Raw genomic sequence first — 24,577 nt, forward strand, 5'->3', positions numbered from 1 at the left:
TTAAACCTACAAAAATAATTACAATGGCAGGTAAAAGAACTTTCACAATGATCAAGCCGGACGCATTTGGTGCCGGCAATTCCGGAGCAATTTTAAAAATGATTGAGGGGGCAGGATTCAAAATTGTAGCGCTTAAAGCGACACAACTGACACCTGAATTGGCCGGAAAATTTTATGAAGTACACAAGGAAAGACCGTTCTATGCGGATCTTTGCAAGTATATGTCCTCAGGACCTATCATTGCCGCAATATTGGAAAAAGAAAATGCTGTAGAAGACTTCAGAACATTGATCGGTGCCACTAATCCTGCCAATGCTGCAGAGGGAACCATCAGAAAAATGTTTGCGACTTCGATAGAAGCCAATGCCGTACACGGTTCTGACTCAGACGAAAATGCCCAAATTGAAGGGAATTTTTATTTCAGCCAATTTGAAAGAGTTCTTTGATTCTTTTGCATTTGAGCAAAACGAGTGAATCAAATTACTTCTTAAAAGATAAAGGCCTTCAGAAATCTGAAGGCCTTTATCTTTTCATGCTATTGGAAAACCGTTTTTACCATTCCCAAAGTCCATTCTCAAAATCAAGCAGTTTGTACTCAAATTCCAAAGAATTCAAGAATGCCTGCAATTCGGGATTAGGATGACTTGAATTTACCAAATCCGCAACATAGGCATTATCCGGATTGGTATACCTTCTAACTACTGATCTGAACAATCTCTGATCAAAAACCTGATCATACGTTAAGTTTTTTGCAGTGTTTTGGAAGATCAACCATTTTGCCTCAGGATGGTCTTTGAAGTGATAGTAGAAATCTTTGAACCTAACATATCCTATTGTCTTTTGACCGGCATTTGCATTGGTTTGGGATGGCATTACCAATTCGATGTATTTGACGTCAAATTTGATTTGAGAATGGTGCTTGTCAAATACAAAATCCTCCATAAAATCCAGGTAATATAATTGCTTCACGAAGATACTGTCTCCATTTGCAGCCAACCAGAAATTAGATTGGAAGTCAGAAATGGATAGTGGCTGTGTGAATTTGTCATCTGCAAATACTTCAAGCGCATTGTCTTCAACAATAGCCTTATATATCTGATTGACGATTCCATCATTTTTGGTGTCACCTGAACCATACAATGGCTGGTTGTATTTTTCCCTGAGGTCTATCCTTCTCCAAACAGAGATTTGATACATCTTATCATCTTCCCGGATAGGGTGTGCAGAAAAAACCGTATCCATTTTGAACTGTCTGTCGCCAGTTCCGGATGGGGTCACACTTGTAGCCTGTGCATTGGCGTCAACTCCGAATGCAGTAAGACCAAGTGCAAAAAGGCCAATGATTTTTGAATAAAGTTTCATATTTACTTAGTTTATGATCATGCCAAAGGCATCATCGATCATTTATTTAATTGCCATCCTGATAATTTCAGGCTGGTTATTTGTTATTTTATTGCCTCTGAAGTTAGTTCGGGTTACTTGGGTAACACGGATTACCAATGCATCTCCACTTTTTGCTGATGCCAAGAGGTTTCTGATGGCAACATTTTTACCATTGATAGCAACTTTCTCACGAGGAACCTCATTTCTTAAAAGAATGACTTCACCACCTGTTACTTCAAAGTTAGCGTCTTTAGCCATGGTTCTACCAAAGTTTGCTTCAGGAATAGCTTCTACTATCAAAGAAGATGGTCCCGGTGCAGGATAGGCCTGACTCAAATCTATTGGTCCTCTTCCATCGAATAACCTTACAGTTGGCGCCGGAACCGGTTTAATATCATACGATACATCGCCGATTTTATTGCCTCCACTGCTAACTCCAATCAACACTTTTCCTGAACCACCTGGAATTACTGTCAGCTGGCCAGGCTTGCTTCCTTGGATAGAAGAACCATTAGATACAGTGAAACTTGGTGCGTAGCTATTTCCCAAAGCAGGAACATCAATCAACAACTCGTTGGCGCAATCCGCATAAAGCTGATTGACTACTTCCGAAGTAACTTTGATGACCGGTTGTGCTACGAAATACTCATATTCAACAGGAAGTATTTTGTCTTCACCGCCCACATTGGTCACGATTTCACCTTTCAAAATTCTCTTTGAAAGTCCTCTATCATCATATTGAGAAGCAGGAGTAGCAGTAAATTCAATTTTACCGAATCCGTTTTCTACTGTCACAGTCCTTCCGTCAATAGTCATTTGAGGAGCATCTGAAGAAGAAGAGGAAGCGATGAACATATCTGCCTGGAACTTGGTGCCGGCCGCAACTACGTTTGATTGGGCTGCAATCCTCGCTTCAACAATATCCGCTTTGTAATAGAACGAACCGATTGAAGCTGTGATTGCTCCCAAAGATTCACTTTCAATATTCAAAACTTCATTCTGATACTGCGAAATCAATGCCATAACGGCACCAACAGGAGACTTGACAAAGTTTAAGAACACGAAATTCTTATTTCTGACTTCTTTGTCATTTTGAAATATTTCGATGTCTTTGGCATCTTTGGCGATATCGCCAAAAGTCAATTCAATTCCTGCTTTTTTAAGGATTTCAGATATTTGCTTTGGATAGGCATTTAACCTCTCCTGCATTTCAAATCCCTTTTTGTTGTTATTGAAAATATTGCCAGGGATATCGGTGTTTTTCAAAGCAGAGTTACTGAACTGACCTTGATCATCCTTCGCATTGGAAGTAGTCAAAAGTTCCTGCTTCAGCTCCTCAAGGTAAGCATATACCTCAGAGGTTGCCTTGCGGACTTCCTTTGCTGCATCTACCTTGGGTACATCTTTTTCGTTATTTCCCTGATTCTCTACTGTCGAAGCAATAGAAGAGACCGTAAATTCATTTTTATTGATGAAGTTTTTGGAAGTTCTTTCCAATCCATCATTTAACAACACAAACTTTTGGAGTATCTGGTTGCTTACCTGTAATGCCAACAATGCTGTCAATACAAGGTACATCATACCGATCATCCGCTGCCTTGGTGTTTCTTTTCCTCCAGCCATATTATTTTTCTAAAAGTTTAAACATTTATAAAAACAGGCTTAACCTTTCATGGCTGATAGCATGCCACCGTATACCTTATTCAAAGAACTTACGTTTGAATTGAGTTTTGCCAATTCATTTTTGAATTGCTCAGTTTCTTTTCCTGCCTCGTTCAATCCTTCCATAGCAGTAGATATATTGGAATAGAACTTATTCAGTGTTTTAAGGTGTGATTGGGCATCCAAAAGTTCCATTTCATACACATTGTTCAATGCAGAAAGGTTTTTGGTAACCGTCACCACTTGACTGTGGTACTCTTTTGCATCTGCAGACGCAGAAGAAAGCTCGGTCAACGCCATGGCAGTTTTTCCATAAGACTGGTTGATGTCAACCAAAGTCTTGGAAGCTGTTTTTACATTGCTCGCATATTCATTGGTAGCAACTGCTGCATCAGCAATCGTTCCCATTTTTTCAGCTGAGGTTGCAAGGTTTTGGATTCCCTTGCCCAAGCTATCAAACAATTCAGGTCCAATTTTAGCATTGGACAACATTTCGTCAAATTTCTGGCTAAGATTGTCTTTTGGCTCTTTTTTGGTGGATTTGCGTTCAGCAGGCTCTTCACCGGCTAATTCAGGATAAACTTTTGACCAGTCTACCTCTTCATGTTTGGGCTCAAATGCGGATAAGAAAAATATTGCGGCTTCTGTGGTAAGACCCACACCGATCATCAAACTGGCACCCTGCCAGTCGAGGATTTTGAACATAGCTCCTAAGATAACTACGGCGGCTCCGATACCATAAATTTTCGGCATGATATCCCCGTAGAATGTGTTCATGAATGATTTGTTTTTTGTTGCCATTTTTTTTTAAAAATTTAGAGGTGAGTGAGTGATTAAGATGTTATTCGATTTACTTTTTTCTTCTTCTGTTGTTGCTGATATCCATTGAACCTGATCTACCCAAATAGGTCATCGCAGTTCTGAATCCGATATGTGCTGTTTTCACATCCTGGAATTCATAGGTTCTTGTACTTGTTTCAAGGTAATGAGCGATGTCTTTCCAAGAACCGCCACGTACCACTTTCCTTTTTTCATTAGGATCATCATATCTAGGGTCCAAATCCCAAGTGACAGATCCACTGACTGCATTATAGGAATCCAATACCCATTCTGCTACGTTTCCTGACATGTTGTATAAGCCGAAGCCATTTGGTGCAAAAACATCTACTGGCGCAGTATATGCAAATCCATCATCAATGTAATTACCTCTTCCAGGCTTGAAGTTAGCCATCAAGCAACCTCTTTTGTTTTTGAGATATGGGCCTCCCCAAGGATACTTGGCTACTTCTTTTCCGCCTTTGGCTGCATATTCCCACTCCGCTTCTGATGGTAACCTAAAAGGAGGATAATCAAAATCCGCTTTGTCGTTTGCATTCAAGTGGTACGTTCTCCACTGACAGTACATATTGGCCTGCTCCCAGCTGACACCTACCACAGGGTAATTGTCAAAAGCAGGGTGGTCAAAATAAAACTCCATCAAAGGATCACCATAGTGGTAAGTGAAACTTGTGTTCCAGACTGTCGTATCAGGAAGTACAGCGTTCAGGTCAAAAGTCGGCGCGTCTTTCAAAGTTGTCGGAGTACTGTAAGTGTACTCACCTAACCTGACGGCTTCGATGAACTGTCTGTATTTGTTGTTGGATACTTCATACTTATCCATATAAAATTCGGAGATAGTAATCTGCTTGTTCAACGATGATTGTGAGAAGGCTATATCTTCATCAGCCTGTCCCATCCAAAAAGTCCCGGCTTTGACCGGAACCATTTCTTGAGGAAGGATTTGTTGCCAGATTACCCTCTTGGGAACACCCGTAACTTCACCCCTTCTATTGTCTTTTTCACTGGCAGATCCTTTCTTGCCCAAAAGTCCGCAACTCGGTAGTACTACCACTACCAAAACCGCTAAAATTATGCTCAAAACGCGTGTCTTCATTTTTTTAGACATAAATTACATTAAACCATTTATCAAATTCATGCCACTTTTTGGATAAGCAACAAGAGCGAAAATTAAAGTAAATTCTTAGAAATACACAAATTTAATTGCTGAATTTCCAATAATTTTTTTTTTAGAACCTAAATCTCGGAGTACGTTGGATTGTTCTTTGGAACTCCCGGGTAACATCCGGAAGAACATAGGATAACATGAATTCATGACTCGTCGGAGACTTGGCTTCTATACCTCCGACTACCAAATCAAATGCATATCCTATCCTTAGTGAATTATCTCTAAGTAAACTGTAACCCATCAGTAAGGATACTGATTCTTCACCTCTGAAAGCCAATCCACCACTTACCTTTTGATTGTATGTGGCTATAACGCTGACATCATAAGAAAAATTATTGAAGGAGACTGTTTTCAACAATACACTTGGCTCAAAATTCCATTGCGCAAAGGTCTTTATCCTATATCCGGCTAATAAATAGGAATGGTTTTTCAATTGGTTTTCAAAAGAACCCTCTCCAAAATCAAAAGCCGGTTCATTTAGATGACGGCTGCTTATGCCTACATAATATTTAGTCCTATCATATATGGCTCCTGCCCCAAAATTGAAGTTCATTTGGGTCTCGCTTCCCGTGGCAGGCAGTTTTGGATCTGGATTGACCAAACTCAATTCATCAAAACGAATCGTTGTCGCAAAAACTCCTCCCATTAATCCTAAACTCAAAACACCCCTTCTTAGTTTTTTGTGATATCCTACAGAAATATTGGCTTCCTGATTGGTGCTTGGGCCGATATTGTCATTTACAAAATTTAAGCCAACTCCTAGTTTGAGTTTGTCTATAGAACCAGAGGCTGTCACCAATTGAGTTATTGGGGCCGGTCCGTTAGTGCCTGAATAGTTCAGCCATTGTGACCTATGAAGAGCAGAAAACCTATATCCGGATTCTTTACCGGCAAAAGCAGGGTTAAAATATGCCCCGTTGTACATGTACTGCGTAAACTGCGCGTCTTGTTGACCATTGACGCTTGAAGCAAAAAAACTACCTATCCAAATCAACAGTAGGTATTTCAATATCGTAAAATTACGTTTAACCATGTATCAATAAAACTGATGAAGTAAACTCTATTCTACACAATTAAACTCAATTTTGCCATAAAAGATTAGCATCATCACAAATTATTTGCCTTTTTTATGTAAAGTTCGAGTGCCCCAGTCATACTTGGGGCATTTGGCATTGGAGCTTCAATATCAAGAATTAAATTTTGGTCCCTTACTTCTTTGGCTGTAGTGGGTCCAAAAGCAGCAATCCTTGTGTTATTTTGTTTGAAATCAGGAAAATTCTGCTTCAAAGATTTGATTCCCGAAGGAGAGAAAAAAGCAAGAATGTCATATTTGATATCTCTAAGGTCTGACAAGTCAGCTGCTACCGTGTGGTATATAATGGCCTCAGTGTAGGAGATATTGTTTTTGGCCATGTACTCTGGAATTTCGTCCTTCCGGATATCAGAACATGGGAACAGGTATTTCTCCGATTTATGCTTCTTGAAGTAGTCAAATAAATCTGAAGCTGTTTTTTGACCAACATAAAGCTTTCGCTTTCTGATTACAATATACTTTTGGAGATAATGTGCTGTTTGGTCCGAAATACAGAAATATTTCATATCTGCAGGCATCTCCACTTTCAATTCCTTGCAGATCGTAAAAAAATGGTCGATAGCATTACGGCTTGTGAAAATAATGGCAGTATGCTTTAAAATATCAATCTTTTGTCTTCTGAAATCCTTGACTGATACCGGCTCAACTTGGATAAAAGGCCTGAAATCTATTTTTAAATTATACTTTTCAGCTAATTGAAAATATGGTGATTTCTCATCTGTCGGCTTCGGCTGGGAAACTAAGATGCTTTTTACTTGGTTTAATCTGTCCTTAGTAGATTTAGTCGTCATATTTCACTTCAGCATTTGAACTTTTCCACTTGATTTTACCCGATAATTACCTTTGAAAGGATTAAAAAGGGGACTATTTCCGCGCTGCAAATGTAAACAAATAAATGGTAATTTTTAAAAGACACTCTATTTGACATAATCAGAAACAACATGAACACACCAACCATGTAGATCCAAAAAAAGGCATAAAGCAAATATTTTATCGTAATATCCAATTCGAAGAAGTCATTCAAAACAATTATGCTGACAATGAAGGCCATAACAAATATTGTTATGGAAATAATCCTTAGCATATAAAAAAAATGGGGGACTACTATTTTTTTCAAATCAAACACAAATCCCAAAAATCTTAATAAAGTAAACTTCAAAACTGCTATCAGGATAAGAATGGAAGACCCCAAAAGCCAACTCAGGAAATGTTGGTTGAGATCTCCACTGACTATAAACTGCAAACTTTCATTCCCAACTGCTTTAACACATAGCATCAGCAGTAAAAAAGCCATCATATTCATCAGCAATAAATAAAAGATGACATCCAATGAAAAAAACTTCTGAACAGAATTTGATTCAGAAAAATCCTCCGCCGAGAAAACCGAGGTTGGCATAAGTATCAACTTAAGTACCAAAGGGTAAATCAGCTTATAGACTGAAATCAAAAAGAGGATCCCTATAACTGCGAAAAAGAAAAAATCATTAAAATTATCAACATCTCTTTTCTCCGGAAGCAATTTTTCTGAATCTTCAGTTTTTGATTTGAAAACTTCATTTTCAAAAAATCCTTTTTCTACAGAAACATCACTTGAATTAATACCTGCTTTGATTATTGTCAGCATGGTCCCTGTAGAATCAGACCCGGATGTAAAATTTTTCATCCCTTCCAAAGGAATTATAAATACCGTATCAGTTGCTGTTTGGAACCATAGCTTATCTTCCAAAAACATGGTGGATTTACCGGGAAATGCAAATCTGAAGGTACTGTTAGGAAAAGTTTCCAAATCCAGTTTAACCTGGATTTTTGTATTCGATTTACGAAGGGTTTCAGGATACATTTCCTGGATTGCAGGATTATAATTTTCCAAAACCTGGGAACTACCAACGAAAGAAATTCCGATAAAAAGAAAAATAAGGAAAGCCCTCACATATGCTATATTCATCTGTTAGAATCTACTGGTATATCCAAAGTGAATTTTAGAAAGATTGAGTGAAAATTCTTGGTCATTGGAGCTGCCAAGTCCATAAATGAAATTAAAAACCCCATTTCCTGTCTCTAAACTGAAGCCCATCCCAGCAGAAAAGGTGTTATCAGTCCCAAAATTCTGAACGCTATTCTCCAATCTTCCCATATCGGCAAAAATCATAAAATAAGAGTAGGTATCAAAATAAAACCTCGGCTCAAAATTGAGATAAAGGTATTTGTCTGCAAAAAAGAAATTCTCATTGAATCCCCGGATGCTTTGTAGACCACCAATCCGGTACAAATCATTTAAGAGTAGATTTTTATTTTCTACAGTTCCACCTGCCAATCTGGTGAAAATTCCCCAACGAGGAGAGAGATAAAAATGCTTTTCAATCTTTGCCTCCATATAATATTGAAGGGTTTTTAGAACAATGCCTTCATATAGTTCAGGTGGTAGCCCAGTATTCTGCAAAATGTTTTTATTCCCTATGGCAAATTCCAGTTGGGCTAAAGCACCTCTTCTGGGAAAAAAGACATCATCAAGCCATATATGTCTGTAATTGAGTCCATAATTATTAAACCTGAAATCACCTGCCTCCGGCAATTCAGAACTTTCTTGGAGTCCAAATACCGCTAACAAATCTCCAGCCTGACGCCTTGTAAAGAAACTGAAATACCCGTCAGAATTGAACCTGTAGCCAAAATTGAGCCTGAAATCTCTGTTTAAAAATGTGGTGTCTTCTTTCAACAGGGAAAAGGAAAAACTAGCATCGATGTTTGAGCCCAAAAGCAAAGGTTCAAAACCTGAAATTTTCAAGGTTTGGGAAAGTTGGTTAAACCGCTGCCAATGCAATTCATAATTCCGGCCCGTTCCTGCGATATTATACAAAGCAATATCAAACTGCCCTGTGACCAAAAGTTTGCCCCCCTCATTTTCATTGGGCAAAAAGCCAATAATCCCATCGATGGAATTGATTTTCCTGTCTGAAATCGGCAGGTACAAGGTAGCTTCCTCATTCTGAAAGCTAAGCTCAGGTTCTCCGGACCATTTCAGGTAAGGAAGTCCACGGATTTGCCGGATTCCATCATCAATTTTCCTTTGGGAAAATGCCTGCCCCGGTACAATTTGTAAAAACCTAGAAAGAAACTCAGGCTTTGATTTGGTGTCCCCTGTGATTTTTAAGGTATCAAAAGTAATTCTTGGCCCTGAATCCAAAGCCAGTGCTCCTGAAAATCCTTTTCCGATCCTTTCCATGCTGTCTATTTTGATAGCAGCAAAGGGATAACCCCTGTTCTCGGATTCTTTCAAAAGAGATTCAAAAAGTCTTGAAACCTGCCTGTAATCAAATGGCTTTCCTGAAAACCTCTTCATATCAACTCCAGTTTTGACAAGTAAAACAGGATCGACATTGCCTTGTCTTAATGTCACCCATTCAAACCTGTCTCCGGTATTCACCCTCAGCCAAAGTGAATCCACTGTGGATTTTACCTTGGATTCTTGAGGTGCCAAATATCCCAAACTGTATAGCTCTTGGTATTTCCCTTTGATGAAGTTTGAAAGTGATACCGAATCTCTAAATACCTGATCTTCCTGAACAGACAGTGCTCCCACCAATTCCCAACGGAGCCATTTTCCTCCTTGGGAGTATCCGGGAGAAGAAAATGTACAAAATAATAGAAACAGGAAAATGAGGATTCTTTTCACCTTTGACAGGGAGGTTTGAGTATCTTTGAGGGCTAAAAGTAAATAAATTGTCCGGTATCTACATCCATATTCCTTTTTGTAAGCAGGCTTGTCACTATTGTGATTTTCACTTCAGTACCAGCAAAGTCCTGATCGAGGAGATGGTGGATTCCATTTGTACTGAACTCGTACTGAGGAAAGACTTTTTGCCAAAAAAAACTCCCGTCAGAACGGTTTATTTTGGTGGAGGTACGCCTTCATTGCTTTCTAAAACCCATTTGGAAAAGATTTTGGAAACAATCACCAAGTGGTATTCTTTGGATTTGGAAGAAGTGACGTTAGAGGCAAACCCCGATGACCTCAGTATTTCAAATCTCCAAAACTGGAAAGCTTTGGGAATTGACAGGTTGAGCATCGGAATACAGACCTTCGATCCAGAAATTTTAAAATTCTACAACCGCGCGCACAACGCCGAAGAATCATTAAAAGCCATTGAATCTGCTAAGTCCACAGGATTTGAAAAATTATCAGTGGATTTGATTTATGGGTTTCCATCGAGCAATCATGATGTCTGGAAAAAAGACCTAGAGATCGCATTGTCCCAAAACCCAGGTCACATCAGCAGCTATTGCCTGACCTTGGAGCCAAAGACCGCTTTGGGGAATTGGCACAAAAAAGGAAAGTACCAAGCTGCCTCGGAGGATTTTGCTGCCGAACAGTTTGAAATCCTCATGCAGTCCATGGAAGATTCCGGCTATATCCAATACGAGATTTCTAACTTTGGGAAGCTGGGACAGTTTGCCCTCCATAATACCAATTATTGGCTTGGTGTTCCCTATCTGGGAATTGGTCCGAGTGCTCATTCTTTTGACGGCAAAAGCCGGGGATCGAATATTGCCCACAATGCCCAATACATTAATAAACTGAAAACCGGAGAAAGCATTTACGCCAAAGAAATCCTCAGTGACGAAGATGCTGCCAACGATTACATTCTCACTTCTCTGAGAACCATCTGGGGAACTGACATTAATTATTTGAAAAACTCTTCGTGTTACGATCTGGCATTTTTGAAGCTTGATACCATCAAGATGCTGATGCAGGAAAAACTCATTCTGGAAGAAACCAACAAAATCATCCTGACCAAAAAAGGAAGATTGTTGGCAGACAGCATTGCTGAATCTCTTTTTTTACCTTAAATAAAATTACCTTTGGAAATGATGGAAAAGTACGGCAACAATGGAGGAAGGAAGAAAGAAGCGACACCGCTGAAGGAGGCTTTTGATGATTTGCTGAAAGCTTACCGACTCAAAGATAAGTTTGACGAAAGGTTGCTGTTGCAGGCCTGGCCGGAAATGATGGGCAAAATGGTAGCCTCCCGCACCACAGGCCTATATATCAAGGAAAAGAAACTTTTTGTAAAAATCAGCTCCGGACCTGTCAAGAACGAGCTGAAAATGAACCGGACCAAAGTCATGGACTTGATTGAGGCCAAGTTTGGCAAAGGTGTGATTGATGAAGTTGTGTTTCTTTGAAAATCAATCCTGCTGCGCAAAAACCTTCTTCATCAGGTCTGAAGTCCTTCCCAAGGGATTATCGCGGATATTTTTTTCTTCTTCGGCAATCAGCACAAATAGACCATCTATTGCCTTTTGGGTCACATAAGCATTCAGGTCAGGATTGACTTTTTGCTTGGTAAGCGGGATTTTATTGTAGGAATTGGCTAGGTCTCCATAGTACTTTGTAGCACCCACCTCATCCAAGGAAGCTTGTATTTTCGGTTTGAAGAGTTCCACCAATTGGGCATTGGTTGTCCTTTTCAAATAATCTGTGGCAGCTGTGGCATCTCCTTTCAAGATTCCGAGCGCATCCTGGATATTCATTTGCTTGATGGCATTCACAAAAATCGGCTTTGCCTCGATCGCCGCACTTTCCGCACCACGGTTGATGGCAAGCAAGGCCCTGTCCACTTCGCTGCCAAGCCCCATGTTTCGGAGGGTCTTTTCTACTTTTTGGGCATCCTCAGGAAGCAATATCTTGATCATTTCATTTTTGAAATAGCCATCAGTCTTGGATGCCAAGTCAGTTCCCTTCACTATTCCCTGCTCGAGCGCCTCTTTCAATCCCGCAGCAATTTCATCCTGAGACAATGGGATCTGTCCGGAGGTGACATCTTTGATCAGTTTGTTGATTTGGGCGGAGGAGCAACTGTACATAAAAACAAAAAGTACCAGAAAAGAAATCTTGTAAAATCGCATAGGGTTTTTAACATTTATTTAGACTTATGGCATTTAACGCTTTCAGGAAAATTAAGTTTGTTTCAGTATTATTGTGTTCAAATTCCAAGAATGCTTAAAATCCCTACTCCAAATATCGGTAAAATAAGTATTTTGGTGGCCATCCTGACTTGGTTGGCTTTGCTTTTTGTGGACATTACCAGGATTTTCCAATCTGTCAATCAGATGGATCACAGCCTAGCCCCTGAGATTTCCTACGTGCTCGAAATTCTTTTTTTTATCCTTGTTTATATTTTTTACAACCATTCGATCAACAAAAATGAAAACATTGATTTCCTAAACCTGATCTGGAGAGGGGTTTCCACAGGTCTTTTGGCCACTATCATTTCCTTATCCATCAGTATTTTTTACATGATGCTTGGGGGGAGTAAATTAGGTTCCGATCCTTTGTTGAGCAATTTCTTTTACCATGTCAATTTTGCATTTGTTTCCCTTTTTCTGATTTCCTGTTCTTTGCTCTGGAAACATTTGATCCTATACCAAAAAACCAAAAAGGTTGTGCAGCAATGGCAGGCTTTTGAGGTTTTGTTGCTGATGTGTATGTTTTTTGTTTTCTTCAATGGAAACAATTTTGATTACAGCTTCATCTTTGGATTGGTATTTTTGACCATTTTCTCGGCCTCTCTTTCTATCAACTTGAAATGGATTCCTTATTTGACATTCAAAGAAAAGTGGAAGTCCATCCTGTTTCTGGTGATTATTCTGATCTGCACCATTTACCTTTTCTCAAAGTTTGGGTTCTACAGCGAAAGTGAAATCGCATTTGTAAACCTTAACATCAATCTTTTTTTGATGGGTCTTTTTGCCTTTGTGGCTATCTATACTCTTTTCAGCTTTTTGGTCACGCTATTTAATCTTCCTACCTCCTCCGTTTTTGAGCAAAAACTGGTGGAAGCCATCAATTTTCAGCGACTCAGTCAATCCATTAAACCGGGGCAGGACGAAAACCAGGTCTTGGATATATTGATTGACTCCAGTATGAGTGCCTCCTACGCCGATGGAGGTTGGCTGGAGATCTTGGACAAAGACCAAATCCCCCAATTGATCCAAAAAAGATTCATTGATGAAGAAGTCCGACAGGAAATCATCACATTGTTTCAAACCGTTAAGCCATTTTCGGAGTTTGACTGGACTCAGGATGACAATGACACCAAGAAATTTTATGGAAAAATTCCACACAATATCTTTAAATCTGCCTTTTTGATTCCGCTTGTAGTCAATAAAAAAACAATCGGCCGGATGTACCTGGTCAAAGAAGTGAGAGACGGGTTCAACAAAGAAATGATCAACATCATCACCACATTTGTAGGACAGGCTTCTATTTCAGTAGAAAACTACAGGCTCTTAAATGAAGCCATCAAAACAGAAAGGTATAAAGAAGAGTTAAAAATTGCCCAAAGGGTGCAGCGTAGTCTGTTGCCCAAGGAGCTGCATCATAATGAAAAATTTGAAATTTGTGGATTTTCTGTGGCTGCTGATGAGGTCGGAGGTGATTATTATGAAACCAAAAACCTAGATGAGGGCGTTTTTTCCATCATCATCGGGGATGTTTCCGGAAAGGGTACCTCTGCGGCCTTCAACATGTCGCAGATGAAAGGCATATTCCACAGCTTGGTTCAGCTCAAACCCAGTCCAGGGGAATTTTTGTTTAAAGCAAATACTGCCCTGAGCCAATGCTTGGAAAGAAACCACTTTATCACCACCTCCTATTTTCTCTTGGATACCAACCGACAAACCATCAAATACAGCCGAGCAGGCCATTGTCCCACCTTATTCTATGACCATAGCGAAGACAAAGCCAGCTATCTGAGTGCAGAGGGATTGGGCCTTGGGATAGTGAGGAGTCCAAATTACAGGAAATACATCCATGAGTCGGAATTCCACTATGACAAGGAAGACATCCTTGTGTTGTATACCGATGGAATTATTGAAGCCAAGAATAAAAAAGGGGTAGAATTTGGCTATGACAACCTCAAAGCTGCATTGATGCAACATAAAAATCTGAGTGCGGAATTGATTCAGAAAAGGATTATCGATCAAGTATATCAATTTGTAGGGGAGGGTGGCATACCAGATGATGACTTTTCCATCATGGTAATCAAGTTCAACTCATAACCAATCGTTTACAAACCCGTAATTAACAAGATGCTGAACGTAGAAAAATATTTAGAAAGTGGTAGTAGGGTCCTGGTATTGACAGGAGAGATCGATGCAAGCAACTCGGTCGAATTGGATGCCGCTATCAGCGAAGTAGTGCAGGAGGGAGCAAAAAATATTTTGATAGATTGTTCCGGACTGGAGTATATCTCTTCTGCCGGATTGGGCGTATTCATGTCCTATCTTGATGAATTTGAAGAAAACAATGTCAAAATGGTCATTTTTGGCTTAAAGGATAAAGTCTTCCAGGTTTTTCATATTCTTGGATTAGACCAATTGATCAGTATCAGACCCACAAAAGAACAAGCCTTGGAGGGTTAATTATGAATTCCCAATTAAGATTATATTGTGATACCTCCCAATTGTCTGAACTGAGACAGTTCCTTGAGGAGATTTTGGATGAAACCACGCTGTCAGAAATCGAGCAGCATCAGGTAATCTTGGCTGTGGAAGAAGTATGTGCCAATCTGATTATCCACTCCCACGATTGTAATTCCAAAGAATTCATTGACCTCAATGTAATTTCTACCCAAAGTCTCGTAGTTTTTGAAATACTGGATTTTGGCAAAGGATTCAATATCCTCGAATACCAGGAACCCGAAATCTCACAGGTGATCAAATCCAAGAGAAAAGGAGGACTTGGCATCATGTTGGTAAAAAGGATTATGGATAAAATTGAATTTGAATCCCTTGGAAATAAAAATATCTGCAGGTTATTTAAAATTTTGAAATCCAAATAATTGTTAATTGGGATATCTTAATCGTCCATACGCCCCAAATTTTTCAATTTAATTTGTAACATTGCACTTGTTTTCCGGCATTTTGTCTATGATTAATATAAGTCGATTTCTTTTCCTAATCCTGATTCTAGGGTTTTCATGCAGCCCAAAATCTACTGTCACGAAAGTAGAAACTCAGGAAGTGCTCCCTTCTCCCTTATTATCTATTGGGGACAATGCAGTATTCGGAGATGAATTTTTGCACATGCTTACCAAAAACAGGGAATTTAAAAATCCTGATAGCAAAATATCGGTGGAAGAATTTCAGGAAAATCTGGATCTTTTTATCAATTACAAGCTTAAAGTCAAAGAGGCAGAAAGCATGGGATTGGATAAAACTGAGGAGTTTTCAAGAGAATTCGAAGTTTTCAAAGATGATCTTACCCAGCCGTTTTTGATTAAAAATTCCCTTCAGGAAGGTGAACTGATGAAGGCATATAACAGGATGAAAGAGGTGGTCAAAGCCAGCCATATTTTGTTACAGTTTCCGCCTAATGCCAGTCAGGCAGATACTATTTCTGTTTTGAGAATGGCGTTGAAGCTGAAAGAGGAAGCTGAAAACGGCGCTGACTTCAATGAATTGGCATTTGAGCATTCTGATGACCCATCCGCCAAAGACAATAAGGGAAATCTTGGATACTTTACCGCATTACAGATGGTTTCTTCTTTTGAGGATGCGGCCTATTCCATGCAGGTGGGTCAGATTTCAGATCCTATTTTGACCAATTTCGGTTACCATATCATCAGACTTGAGGACCGTCAGCCCAATCCGGGCGAGGTAAAAGTTTCCCATATTTTGGTAAGGTCTCAAGGAAACGACCCGATCACGGAAGAGCGTATATTAAGAAAGGTAAGTGAAATCTATTCCGAACTGCAAAAACCTGAAAGTTCATGGGAGGAAATCTGTCAGCTTTATTCAGAAGATACCGGCACCAAAAACTCCGGAGGCTCACTGCCATGGATTGGCTTGGGTTCGGTCATTCCTGAATTTGAAAGGGCAGCGTTTTCGCTTCAGGAAGAGGGGGAGATTTCCCCTCCGGTGAAGACACCTTTTGGCTATCATATCATCCGGCTTGAAGGCAAAAAACCCCTTGCAAGCTACGAGGAGATGGAATCCTCCATCAAGTCCAGGATTCTGAGAGACAGTAGGTCTACTTTGATCCAATCGCAGGTCGTGGCTATCCAAAAATCAAAGTATGGTTTTGTGGAAAATGAAATCCTTGTGGATTCCATCAGTGGCATTTTCGCTTCCACTCCAAGACAGGAAATTGCCAAAACCATTGAATCCAAAAATCTCTCCGATTCAGTATTGTTCAATATAAACAGTACACCAAATACCGTCAAGGGGCTCTTGGAATTTATTGCAGAAGACCGTCAGGTGGTCAGAACCAATCCACAGAATTACTTCAAAACATGGTTTGACAAGTTTGTAGAGGTCAAGCTTCAGGAGGCTGAAATCACCGACTTGATGACAAACAATGAAGAATACAGACTATTGATCCAGGAATACAGAGACGGCATCCTTCTTTTTTCTCTTATGAATGAGCAGGTTTGGCAAAAAGCCATCGAAGACAGCTTGGGCCAAGTAAGCTTTTATCAGGAAAACATTAACAGATACCAATGGAATGATCGGGTGCAAGCTTTGATCCTAACTATGGGAAAAGAAGAAAGCATTCCTTCAGTCAGGAGATTTTTGGCTGACAAAAAATACCAGCCCAATCTCGTCGACCGTTTGGAAAACACCTTCTTAATAAACAACCCTTTGGCTTTTACTGTATCAGAAGGGATCTTTGAATGGCAGCAGCATCCCATCCTGAAAAACGCAGACATGAGCAAAAATTTTCAGGAATTGAGGATTGAGGGAAAAGCCTACATGTTGGTATTGGGAGAAAAGGTTTTGCCCGGACCCAAGAAATTTGAAGAAACGAGGGGGAAGGTTATCCAAGATTACCAGGAATTCCTTGACAAAAAACTTATTTCTTCCTTAAAGGAGAAATACGCTGTCCAAATCAATGAGGAAGAGAAACAAAAAATATTTGACCTTGCAGTGCAGAAGTAGTCTTTTGGCGATACTCCTTTTGTTGTTGACAGGGGCATGTGATTTCTTTCGATTCAAATCAGAAACTGAAGCCGGAGCAGACCTTGTAATAGCAACTGTGGGCAATCAAAACCTGCTTCGGTCTGAACTTTCGTTTATCAAGGCCGAAAGCAAATCCGAGGAGGACAGTGCCAATATCGCAAGTAGGTATGTTCAGTCTTGGATAAGAAAACAACTCCTCATCAAAGAAGCCGGCAAATCAATGGCCTTTGATGAAGCAGAAATCAACCGTAAACTTTTGGATTACAAGTATGCCTTGATGGTCTACGAATTCGAAAAGAAGTATGTGGAGGAAAACCTGAACAATAACATCAGTCAGCAGGAAATTGAAGATTATTATCAGGTAAACAAAGTCAATTTCAGCTTAAAAGAAATAATTGTCCGGGTGAATTTTGTGAAGACCGAGAAAGAATCTTCGCAAAACAAACAGCTGGAGCGGATGCTCAGGTCACAGAATCAAAAAGATTCAGATACCTTTAAAGCATTGGCTGCCAATTCCGGCGCCAATTATTTTCTCGAAGATTCTACCTGGATCAAGCTTGATGACATCATCGTAAATACCCCTTTGGCCAATCATCCCAATAAGGTAGAACTGGTTAGAAACAATAAGCTTATAATCACAGATGATGACCGGTACAGGTATTATTTTAAAATATTGGAATACAAATTGCAGGATCAAGTTCCGCCCTTGGAATTTGTCCGAGATGAAATTACCAAAATTCTGATCAACAAAAGAAGGATTGAACTCGTCGATCAATTACAGAAGGAAGTTTATAACCGAGCACTTGAAAAAAATGAATTTAAAATATATGAGTAGATTGAATTATTTCCTGGCCATTTGTTTTTTGAATCTGATCACTTTTCAGTCTTTCTCACAGGCAGAAGAAAAAAAAGAAACAGCAGCTCCCTCAGGTCAGGTAATCGATAAGATAGTAGCCAAAGTAAACAATTATATCCTTTTGGAATCCGAAATCCAAAAGTCCTATATAGAAGCGATCTCCCAATCCCAACAGGATGTACAACCTCCGACGAGATGTGAGGTTTTTGAATCTTTGCTGATCAGTAAACTGATGGTCGCAAAGGCAGAGATAGACTCTGTGATGGTGACAGATGCAGAAGTTATGTTTCAGGCAGACCAAAGGTTTGCAATGGTAATGCAACAGTTTGGGGGAGATGAAAATATGTTGGCTGAGGTCTATGGTAAAACCGCAGACCAACTGAAAACAGAAATCCACGATCTCCTCAAGGAGCAGCTGCTTGTCCAAAAAATGCAGGCAAAAATCACAGAGGGCCTTTCTATATCTCCGGCTGATGTCAGAAAATTTTTCAATGAAATTCCTAGAGATTCATTGCCGTTTTTTTCTGCAGAGGTGATGGTAGGCCAAATCGTCAAAAAACCTGAGGTAAACCAAAAGGTAAAAAACGAAATCACTGAGCTGCTTCGGGGGCTCAAAAATCAGATCATGGACGGAAAAGCTGATTTTCAAACCCTCGCCAAGCAATATTCCCAAGATCCGGGGTCAGCACCTTTGGGTGGTGAATTGGGATTTTTCAGAAGAGGAGAATTGGCTCCTGAATACGAAGCAACCGCGCTTGGACTCGAAGTCCTTGAAATCAGTGATCCTGTCGAAACTGCCTTTGGCTTTCACATGATCCAACTTTTGGAAAGAAGGGGAAATACCTTTAATACAAGACATATTCTAATCCGTCCGGAACCTTCTGATCAGGACATTGTGGATGCCGAAAGGTTTTTGGACAGCATCAGAACGGCTATAATTGATGGAAAAATTGAATTTGCAAAAGCTGCGAAAGAAAATTCCGATGACCGTGCAACTTCTGACAATGGCGGTTTCTTTGTGGACCCAAACAACAATTCAAGCAGGCTTACTTTGAGAACCCTTGATGACCCTGTTTTGTATTTTACCCTCGATAGCATGAAAGTAGGTTCCATCACACCGCCGATCCGGTTCGAAACCGAAAGAGAAGGTGTTCAAGTCAGGATTCTCTTCTACAAAGAGAGATTTCCTGCACACCGTGCGAATCTTGAGGATGATTATGAGAAAATGAAAGCTGCAGCAAGGAGGAGAAAAGAAGAGGCATTGCTCAGTAGGTGGTTTATCACCGCCAAAGAAGATGTCTTTATTGATATTGATCCTGCCTATGACCGTTGCGATGTCTTGAGCAAAAAATAAATCGTGATTATGAAAGAAAAGAGCTTCCAAAAAATGGAAGCTCTTTTTTTAGCTACACTTTTTCCAATGCCTGTTGGATATCCCAAATGATATCGGAATGGTGTTCAACACCAATGGATAATCTTACCAGATTATCGCTGATCCCAAGTAATTTTCGGTCTTCTTCTGATACATCACTGTGAGTCATGGTTGCAGGATGTTCTGCGAGTGACTCTGTACTTCCCAATGAAACTGCTAATTTCATCAGTTTGAGGTTATTCAAAAACAGGAATGCTTCCTTTTCCCCTCCTTTTATATCAAATGACAACATGGCCCCCGCGCAGGTCTGTTGCTTTTTAAAAATATCGTATTGAGGATCACCGGGTTCCAAATGTCCCAAATAGTACACCATTTCCACTTTAGGATGTGATTTTAAGTAATCTGCCACTTCTACTGCATTGCTTGCCTGCTTGGTCATCCTCACCTTAAGGGTCTCTAAGCTCCTCATCAAAAGCCATCCTGTCCATGGCCCTGCCATATTGCCAAGGAATGTTCTCAGGGTTCTTACCCTTTTCATATGCTTTGAGTTTCCTAAAACCGCTCCTGCAATCAGGTCTGAATGCCCACCGATATATTTGGTAGCAGAATACACTATTAAATCCACTCCGTGCTTCAAAGGATGTTGCCAAAGAGGCCCCATGTAGGTATTGTCTACACAGACCACTACTTCTTTGTCTGGATTTGACAATTGGTCTGCGACCTCTCTGCAGACTGAAAGGTCAAAAAGTGCATTGGTGGGATTGGCAGGAGTCTCCACATAGACCATTTTAACTTTGTCGCTTAAACCCCTTTTTGACACCTCTTCCAGAATTTGGGATGAGGACTGCCCTGCGGTAAATCCAAGACCCCTGATGCCATACTTTGGAAGTACTTTATTGATAAAATGGTCTGTCCCCCCATAGACAGGTTTGCTGTATATTAAAGTATCTCCGGGCCTCAAAAATTCTAACATCACCGTAGAGATTGCAGACATTCCACTCTCGAATACCGCACACTCTTCCGCCTGATCCCAAAGACAAAGGCGCTCCTCCAAAATCTGAAGATCAGGGTTATTGAGTCTGCTGTAGATCAATCCCAACTCCTCGTTGGGTTCTTTCTCTCTTTTGCCATAAGCCACCTGAAAAAAGGCTTTGCCCTCTTCGGCGGTTTTAAATACAAAAGTACTTGTTTGGAAAATGGGACATTTTACTGCCCCCTCTGACAATTCAGGTTTGTACCCATGAGTCATCATCAGACTCTCAGGCTGGAAATATCTCTCTTGCATTACATTTGGGTTTATGCAGGCAAATGACAATAAATTATTGATGATTGTCAATAGAGATAAAAAAATATAATTCTGATTTTATAAATAAAACTTTATAATCATTCCTATAAAAAGGAATAAAAATCTGAAATATTTAAAATAAAAAAATATAAATTTGTTTAGCTCGTATTTTGAAGTCTTGCGGTTACTTAATATAGGGAAAAATTACCTCACCAAAACTTTGTGCTTGAACTCCTTTTCGCGGCCCCTGATGGTAATTATATATAAACCTTTTGGCAGGGCTCTGAAAACAACTGTTTCCAAACCCATTTCCGGTTTGATTTCCTCAACCTCTTTCCCCATCACATCTGCTATCTGAATGCGGCTTACCCCATTGATGCCTTCAAAAGAAACCCATACATCTCCTTGAGATGGATTTGGATAGACTTTTGTCCTGGTATTTGAAGGTTCTGATCCTATGCTCGTGATGAAGTTTACATTTACCTCCAATGAAGTCACAGGACCGGAATTGCAACTGTTCATTGCCGTAACAGATACTGTAAAATCACCCTGTTTTTCCCAAAATACTGTTATTTTATTAGTCCCTTGACCTGACAGAATCTTGGCGGCATTGCCACTGATCTGCCACTGGAAATTAATGTCGGGCATATTGGTCACTTCATAGGTCTCCTCTGTCAGACCGACCCTGTCAGGACCTTGGATTTCAGAAGTTTGGCTTGGTGGGGAAATGACCTGTATGGGTTTTGAGAAGAAAGTACCTTCCCCGCATGGATTGGTAGGTTTGATTCTCAGTTCTTTCTGACCAGCTTCTGTCCACTGTACCGTTATTTTAGCCGTCCCCTGCCCTTGCGTAATCGTACCTCCGGTAAGTTCCCATATGAAAACAGTTCCGGGAACATCATTGACCTCATAATCCACTGAACCCTCCAAACAAACTACACCTTCACCCTGAATTTCGGTGATGTTTTTGGGTGTGGTTGACACCAAGACCTCAAGTCCTTTGGTTCCGCCATTTCCGCAGTTGTTTTTGCCCCTCACCAAAACTGCATTTCTTCCGGGGGTATCCCACCTGACTACAATCCTGCTGGTACCTTGTCCTTCCAAAATCGTTCCGCCATCCACTCTCCATTCAAAAACAGCATCAACATCTGTATTTTGAACCTGATAAACCTGCTGACTGATACAAATATTGCCTTCACCAAAAATCACTGTAGGCGTCTCGGGTACCTGACAGCTATAATTGAATAAAGTGCCGTTTTCACCGACAGCGAATCCGCTGCTCAAATCTCCAAAGCTTATCCCTGAGAAATCCTGAAAAGTGCCCGTAGGCATATTTGTCCATGTCAATCCCCCGTCACGGGTCCACATCATCAATCCTTTTTCTCCAGCAATAAAACCCACCGACTCATCAAGAAAATCTACTGCAGTAAGGTTTTTTGCTTCGGACACATTTACTTTGGTCCAAGAGATTCCCCTATTGGATGTCTTCAATACTGTTCCGTTATTTCCGACAACAACTACGGAATTTTGATCAAGAATATCCAAATCAATGAGGTCTTCCGTTGTCGGCACATTGACTTTTTGCCATTGTAGGCCATCTTCAGTCCTTGCCAAGAATCCATTTTGGCCTATCACCAATCCGGTCAACATATCGAAAAAGGTAAGGTCCCGAAGCTTCTCGGTAGTTCCTGCCACTGTCATTTTCTCCCATGTCACTCCCGAATCTATGGTCCTTGCCATAAATCCATCATCGCCTACTGCATAACCTGAGGTATTGTTGAAGAAATGGAGACCATATATGGTGTTTTCCATAGGAAGATTGAGGGATGTCCAATTGGCACCGGAATTGGCTGTTCTAAGCGCTACGCCGTTGTCTCCTGCGATATAGCCAAAAGGATTTGTCGTAAAAGCAATGTCATGAAATGCTCCGGAAACAGGCCTTGACCTGTTGGTCAGTGTGGCACCTCCATTGGTAGTAACCAAAAACAATCCTTTTTCCCCAACAATATAGCCCAAAGTGGCGGTCCTGAACTGGGTAGCTTTATAATCCACATCAAGTCCGGATTGTCTTGTTGCCCAGCTGGAACCCGAATTTGTAGAGGAAATGATGGCGCCATTGTTACCCACAGCATAAACAATATTGGATGACTTCCTGAAACTTACCCCGTAATACGTTTGAATATTGGCAATATTGATTCCATCAAAAGTGGTACCTCCATTGGCTGTTCTGAGCACTGTGCCGTTTTCCCCCAAAATCACCCCGATATTGGGATTGGCTTTGTTGAAAGACAAGGCGGTCAGGTTTCGTTCCGTTCCGCTCGTGACAAGATTCCAAGTGGATCCTGCATCTATTGTCTTGAGGATGGTTCCTGCCTGTCCTACCGTATATCCTATTTTTGGAGAAGTAAAATAAATGTCATTCAATGCGGCGGATTGTCCTGTATTTTGGATTGACCAATTGTTACCGGAATTGAATGTCCTGACGATTTTACCATCAGCTGTGGCTACATAGCCGGTATCTTGGTTGGCAAAAAACAAGCGGTTAAGATCTACTGTGGTACCGACAGATTGCTTTGCCCAACTTTGGCCTCCGTTTGTAGAACGGTATACTTCACCGCCATCCCCGACAGCATATGCCCGTGTCTGGGTCAAAAACTTTACACTGCGCAGGGTTTTGTCAGTCCCGACATTGATCAATTGCCAGTTGGCACCACCATCCGTGGTCCGAAAAATTTCCCCCAGTTCACCCACCATCAATCCTAGGGTTTCATTGAAAAAATCTACCCCCCACATTTTGTTTTTGCTCGGAGGTTCCTGTTCTGTCCAGCTCAAGCCGCCATCTATTGTTTTGAGGATTACTTGGTTGCCGGAAACATAGCCAGTTTCTTCAGTCGCCCAAGAAATTCCTGTCAGTTGGTTTCCGCGGCTACCTACTCTTTTCCATGTCTGGGAATAACAAAAAGAATGGATAAGTATAAAAATCAGAAGAGTTATGAAGCGATTTGTCATCAATTTAGGTGATTCAAGAGATACAAAAATAGGAGATAAAACCAAAAATGAAAGGTTTCGGAATGGTCTGAGAAAGATGAAACCTGTCTGTTTAGTAGTTTTGGAGCACAAACAACAATAAACTTTTTACTAACTCATCTTTTAACCTTATTTTTATACTTTGGAATTATAAAAAAAATGAAAAAAATATTGGGTTTTTTATTGGCAATCATCTTTTTATCATCCTGTGGATCAAATGAAAGGGTGAGCAAAGAGGTTTTTGAAGAAGTGAACAAAAGCATGGAGGTCAAGAAACTCAATGAGGTGGACATCCTTCAAGCGGGAATGGAATGGGGCGATGAAATCAGTACAGAGGCCCAGCAACAATTGGTCAGTGCCTTACAAAAGGCTATAGAAGAAAAAGGGGTTCCCGGGGCCATCGAATTTTGCAATGTACAGGCCTTCCCGATCCTTCAAGAAGTGGGTACAAAATACGGAGTTACTGTCCGCCGGGCATCCAATAAATATCGGAATCCGGCAGATAAACCCACTGAGGAGGAAAAGGGGATTTTGGAGGCTTATGAATACAATGCCGAAAACGAACTTCCCCTTGACCCAAGCATTCAGAAATTTGAAAACGGTGAGGTCTATTTGTATACCAAAGCCATCAAAATCCCGAATGGCATGTGTCTTAATTGCCATGGTGAACCAGGAACTGAAATCAGTGCCGAAACGCAAAAGGCCCTTGCAGAATTGTATCCCGAAGACAAGGCTACAGGACACAAAATCGGAGACCTGAGAGGGATGTGGAGCATCCGGATTCCAAAGAAAGAAGTTGTCAAGAAAATGTAATTGCTTCTATTGTGAGCGGTATGCTATTAGGCCGATTAACTTGTATTCACGGGTGAAAAAAAAGACACTAGACACAGGACGGGAGACGAAAGTAAGAAGTCAGAAATAGAAAGTCGGAA

Annotated in this window: 21 protein-coding genes; 10 read left to right on the forward strand and 11 right to left on the reverse strand. The window is 40.5% G+C overall.

Translation table 11 applies throughout. The annotated features are described in order from the left end of the window. Nucleotides 1–23 precede the first annotated feature (23 nt). The gene (locus NU887_RS03990; RefSeq protein WP_113923648.1) at nucleotides 24–446 is read left to right on the forward strand and encodes a nucleoside-diphosphate kinase; all 423 of its coding nucleotides are present in this window, start codon (nucleotides 24–26) and stop codon (nucleotides 444–446) included. A gap of 106 nt (nucleotides 447–552) precedes the next feature. Here the strand turns inward: NU887_RS03990 and porN are convergent, their stop codons facing one another. The 8 genes from porN to NU887_RS04030 form a co-directional block, all read right to left on the reverse strand. Then, nucleotides 553–1,362: a type IX secretion system ring subunit PorN/GldN gene (porN, locus tag NU887_RS03995; protein WP_258422074.1), complete on the reverse strand. Its 810-nt coding sequence runs from the start codon at nucleotides 1,360–1,362 to the stop codon at nucleotides 553–555. 42 nt (nucleotides 1,363–1,404) lie between these two features. After that, nucleotides 1,405–3,006, reverse strand: a complete 1,602-nt coding sequence (porM, locus tag NU887_RS04000) for a type IX secretion system motor protein PorM/GldM (RefSeq protein WP_258422075.1) — start codon at nucleotides 3,004–3,006, stop codon at nucleotides 1,405–1,407. 39 nt (nucleotides 3,007–3,045) lie between these two features. Further along, the gene (porL, locus tag NU887_RS04005) at nucleotides 3,046–3,846 is read right to left on the reverse strand and encodes a type IX secretion system motor protein PorL/GldL (protein WP_258422076.1); all 801 of its coding nucleotides are present in this window, start codon (nucleotides 3,844–3,846) and stop codon (nucleotides 3,046–3,048) included. Between the two features lie 49 nt (nucleotides 3,847–3,895). Beyond that, nucleotides 3,896–4,990, reverse strand: coding sequence for a T9SS ring complex lipoprotein PorK/GldK (porK, locus tag NU887_RS04010; protein WP_258422077.1), 1,095 nt, complete (start codon nucleotides 4,988–4,990; stop codon nucleotides 3,896–3,898). A gap of 121 nt (nucleotides 4,991–5,111) precedes the next feature. Then, on the reverse strand, nucleotides 5,112–6,083 hold the full coding sequence (locus NU887_RS04015; protein ID WP_258422078.1) for a PorP/SprF family type IX secretion system membrane protein: 972 nt from the start codon (nucleotides 6,081–6,083) through the stop codon (nucleotides 5,112–5,114). 74 nt (nucleotides 6,084–6,157) lie between these two features. Beyond that, nucleotides 6,158–6,934 (reverse strand): uroporphyrinogen-III synthase, encoded by a 777-nt coding sequence (locus NU887_RS04020; RefSeq protein WP_258422079.1) that lies wholly within the window; start codon nucleotides 6,932–6,934, stop codon nucleotides 6,158–6,160. Between the two features lie 35 nt (nucleotides 6,935–6,969). Next, nucleotides 6,970–8,088, reverse strand: coding sequence for a DUF4271 domain-containing protein (locus NU887_RS04025; RefSeq protein ID WP_258422080.1), 1,119 nt, complete (start codon nucleotides 8,086–8,088; stop codon nucleotides 6,970–6,972). Nucleotides 8,089–8,091: 3 nt separating this feature from the next. Further along, nucleotides 8,092–9,816: a BamA/TamA family outer membrane protein gene (locus NU887_RS04030; protein WP_258422081.1), complete on the reverse strand. Its 1,725-nt coding sequence runs from the start codon at nucleotides 9,814–9,816 to the stop codon at nucleotides 8,092–8,094. Between the two features lie 47 nt (nucleotides 9,817–9,863). Between NU887_RS04030 and hemW the strand changes: the two genes are divergently transcribed. Together hemW and NU887_RS04040 are read left to right on the forward strand one after the other, a co-directional pair. Beyond that, nucleotides 9,864–10,991 carry a radical SAM family heme chaperone HemW gene (gene hemW / locus NU887_RS04035; protein WP_258422082.1) on the forward strand — a complete coding sequence of 376 codons (1,128 nt, stop codon included), beginning with the start codon at nucleotides 9,864–9,866 and terminating at the stop codon, nucleotides 10,989–10,991. Between the two features lie 21 nt (nucleotides 10,992–11,012). Further along, entirely contained in the window at nucleotides 11,013–11,327 is a 315-nt protein-coding gene (locus NU887_RS04040; protein ID WP_258422486.1) for a DciA family protein, read from the forward strand. Between the two features lie 3 nt (nucleotides 11,328–11,330). Here the strand turns inward: NU887_RS04040 and NU887_RS04045 are convergent, their stop codons facing one another. After that, nucleotides 11,331–12,050, reverse strand: coding sequence for a DUF4197 domain-containing protein (locus NU887_RS04045; RefSeq protein ID WP_258422083.1), 720 nt, complete (start codon nucleotides 12,048–12,050; stop codon nucleotides 11,331–11,333). A 90-nt stretch (nucleotides 12,051–12,140) separates the two neighbouring features. On the opposite strand from NU887_RS04045, the gene NU887_RS04050 reads away from it, so the two are divergent. From NU887_RS04050 to NU887_RS04075, 6 genes are all read left to right on the forward strand, one after another. After that, nucleotides 12,141–14,204 (forward strand): GAF domain-containing SpoIIE family protein phosphatase, encoded by a 2,064-nt coding sequence (locus tag NU887_RS04050; protein ID WP_258422084.1) that lies wholly within the window; start codon nucleotides 12,141–12,143, stop codon nucleotides 14,202–14,204. Between the two features lie 30 nt (nucleotides 14,205–14,234). Then, nucleotides 14,235–14,567, forward strand: coding sequence for an STAS domain-containing protein (locus tag NU887_RS04055; RefSeq protein ID WP_258422085.1), 333 nt, complete (start codon nucleotides 14,235–14,237; stop codon nucleotides 14,565–14,567). Nucleotides 14,568–14,569: 2 nt separating this feature from the next. Beyond that, nucleotides 14,570–14,986, forward strand: coding sequence for an ATP-binding protein (locus NU887_RS04060; RefSeq protein ID WP_258422086.1), 417 nt, complete (start codon nucleotides 14,570–14,572; stop codon nucleotides 14,984–14,986). 88 nt (nucleotides 14,987–15,074) lie between these two features. Then, a complete protein-coding gene (locus NU887_RS04065; RefSeq protein WP_258422087.1) occupies nucleotides 15,075–17,084 on the forward strand; it encodes a peptidylprolyl isomerase in 2,010 nt (669 codons plus the stop codon). After that, on the forward strand, nucleotides 17,038–17,940 hold the full coding sequence (locus NU887_RS04070; protein WP_258422088.1) for a peptidyl-prolyl cis-trans isomerase: 903 nt from the start codon (nucleotides 17,038–17,040) through the stop codon (nucleotides 17,938–17,940). The genes NU887_RS04065 and NU887_RS04070 overlap by 47 nt, the downstream gene beginning before the upstream one ends. Then, nucleotides 17,933–19,315, forward strand: a complete 1,383-nt coding sequence (locus NU887_RS04075) for a peptidylprolyl isomerase (protein WP_258422089.1) — start codon at nucleotides 17,933–17,935, stop codon at nucleotides 19,313–19,315. Before NU887_RS04070 ends, NU887_RS04075 begins: the two co-directional genes overlap by 8 nt. Before the next feature lie 52 nt (nucleotides 19,316–19,367). Here NU887_RS04075 and NU887_RS04080 read toward each other — a convergent pair whose 3' ends face one another. Together NU887_RS04080 and NU887_RS04085 are read right to left on the reverse strand one after the other, a co-directional pair. Further along, nucleotides 19,368–20,618 carry a cystathionine gamma-synthase family protein gene (locus NU887_RS04080; RefSeq protein WP_258422090.1) on the reverse strand — a complete coding sequence of 417 codons (1,251 nt, stop codon included), beginning with the start codon at nucleotides 20,616–20,618 and terminating at the stop codon, nucleotides 19,368–19,370. A 204-nt stretch (nucleotides 20,619–20,822) separates the two neighbouring features. Then, nucleotides 20,823–23,627 (reverse strand): YCF48-related protein, encoded by a 2,805-nt coding sequence (locus NU887_RS04085; protein WP_258422091.1) that lies wholly within the window; start codon nucleotides 23,625–23,627, stop codon nucleotides 20,823–20,825. 177 nt (nucleotides 23,628–23,804) lie between these two features. Between NU887_RS04085 and NU887_RS04090 the strand changes: the two genes are divergently transcribed. Beyond that, nucleotides 23,805–24,458: a c-type heme family protein gene (locus NU887_RS04090; protein ID WP_258422092.1), complete on the forward strand. Its 654-nt coding sequence runs from the start codon at nucleotides 23,805–23,807 to the stop codon at nucleotides 24,456–24,458. Nucleotides 24,459–24,577: the final 119 nt, after the last annotated feature.

Origin of the sequence: Aquiflexum gelatinilyticum, from assembly GCF_024741135.1 — a bacterium.
GTDB lineage: Bacteria > Bacteroidota > Bacteroidia > Cytophagales > Cyclobacteriaceae > Cognataquiflexum > Cognataquiflexum gelatinilyticum.

What these genes read in the sequence shown, in the direction of transcription:
- NU887_RS03990 (WP_113923648.1), top strand. Translation starts at nt 24, where the DNA reads ATGGCAGGTAAAAGAACTTTCACAATGATCAAGCCGGACGCATTTGGT.
- porN (WP_258422074.1), bottom strand. Translation starts at nt 1,362, where the DNA reads ATGAAACTTTATTCAAAAATCATTGGCCTTTTTGCACTTGGTCTTACT.
- porM (WP_258422075.1), bottom strand. Translation starts at nt 3,006, where the DNA reads ATGGCTGGAGGAAAAGAAACACCAAGGCAGCGGATGATCGGTATGATG.
- porL (WP_258422076.1), bottom strand. Translation starts at nt 3,846, where the DNA reads ATGGCAACAAAAAACAAATCATTCATGAACACATTCTACGGGGATATC.
- porK (WP_258422077.1), bottom strand. Translation starts at nt 4,990, where the DNA reads ATGTCTAAAAAAATGAAGACACGCGTTTTGAGCATAATTTTAGCGGTT.
- NU887_RS04015 (WP_258422078.1), bottom strand. Translation starts at nt 6,083, where the DNA reads ATGGTTAAACGTAATTTTACGATATTGAAATACCTACTGTTGATTTGG.
- NU887_RS04020 (WP_258422079.1), bottom strand. Translation starts at nt 6,934, where the DNA reads ATGACGACTAAATCTACTAAGGACAGATTAAACCAAGTAAAAAGCATC.
- NU887_RS04025 (WP_258422080.1), bottom strand. Translation starts at nt 8,088, where the DNA reads ATGAATATAGCATATGTGAGGGCTTTCCTTATTTTTCTTTTTATCGGA.
- NU887_RS04040 (WP_258422486.1), top strand. Translation starts at nt 11,013, where the DNA reads ATGGAAAAGTACGGCAACAATGGAGGAAGGAAGAAAGAAGCGACACCG.
- NU887_RS04045 (WP_258422083.1), bottom strand. Translation starts at nt 12,050, where the DNA reads ATGCGATTTTACAAGATTTCTTTTCTGGTACTTTTTGTTTTTATGTAC.
- NU887_RS04050 (WP_258422084.1), top strand. Translation starts at nt 12,141, where the DNA reads ATGCTTAAAATCCCTACTCCAAATATCGGTAAAATAAGTATTTTGGTG.
- NU887_RS04055 (WP_258422085.1), top strand. Translation starts at nt 14,235, where the DNA reads ATGCTGAACGTAGAAAAATATTTAGAAAGTGGTAGTAGGGTCCTGGTA.
- NU887_RS04060 (WP_258422086.1), top strand. Translation starts at nt 14,570, where the DNA reads ATGAATTCCCAATTAAGATTATATTGTGATACCTCCCAATTGTCTGAA.
- NU887_RS04065 (WP_258422087.1), top strand. Translation starts at nt 15,075, where the DNA reads ATGATTAATATAAGTCGATTTCTTTTCCTAATCCTGATTCTAGGGTTT.
- NU887_RS04070 (WP_258422088.1), top strand. Translation starts at nt 17,038, where the DNA reads ATGAGGAAGAGAAACAAAAAATATTTGACCTTGCAGTGCAGAAGTAGT.
- NU887_RS04075 (WP_258422089.1), top strand. Translation starts at nt 17,933, where the DNA reads ATGAGTAGATTGAATTATTTCCTGGCCATTTGTTTTTTGAATCTGATC.
- NU887_RS04080 (WP_258422090.1), bottom strand. Translation starts at nt 20,618, where the DNA reads ATGCAAGAGAGATATTTCCAGCCTGAGAGTCTGATGATGACTCATGGG.
- NU887_RS04085 (WP_258422091.1), bottom strand. Translation starts at nt 23,627, where the DNA reads ATGACAAATCGCTTCATAACTCTTCTGATTTTTATACTTATCCATTCT.
- NU887_RS04090 (WP_258422092.1), top strand. Translation starts at nt 23,805, where the DNA reads ATGAAAAAAATATTGGGTTTTTTATTGGCAATCATCTTTTTATCATCC.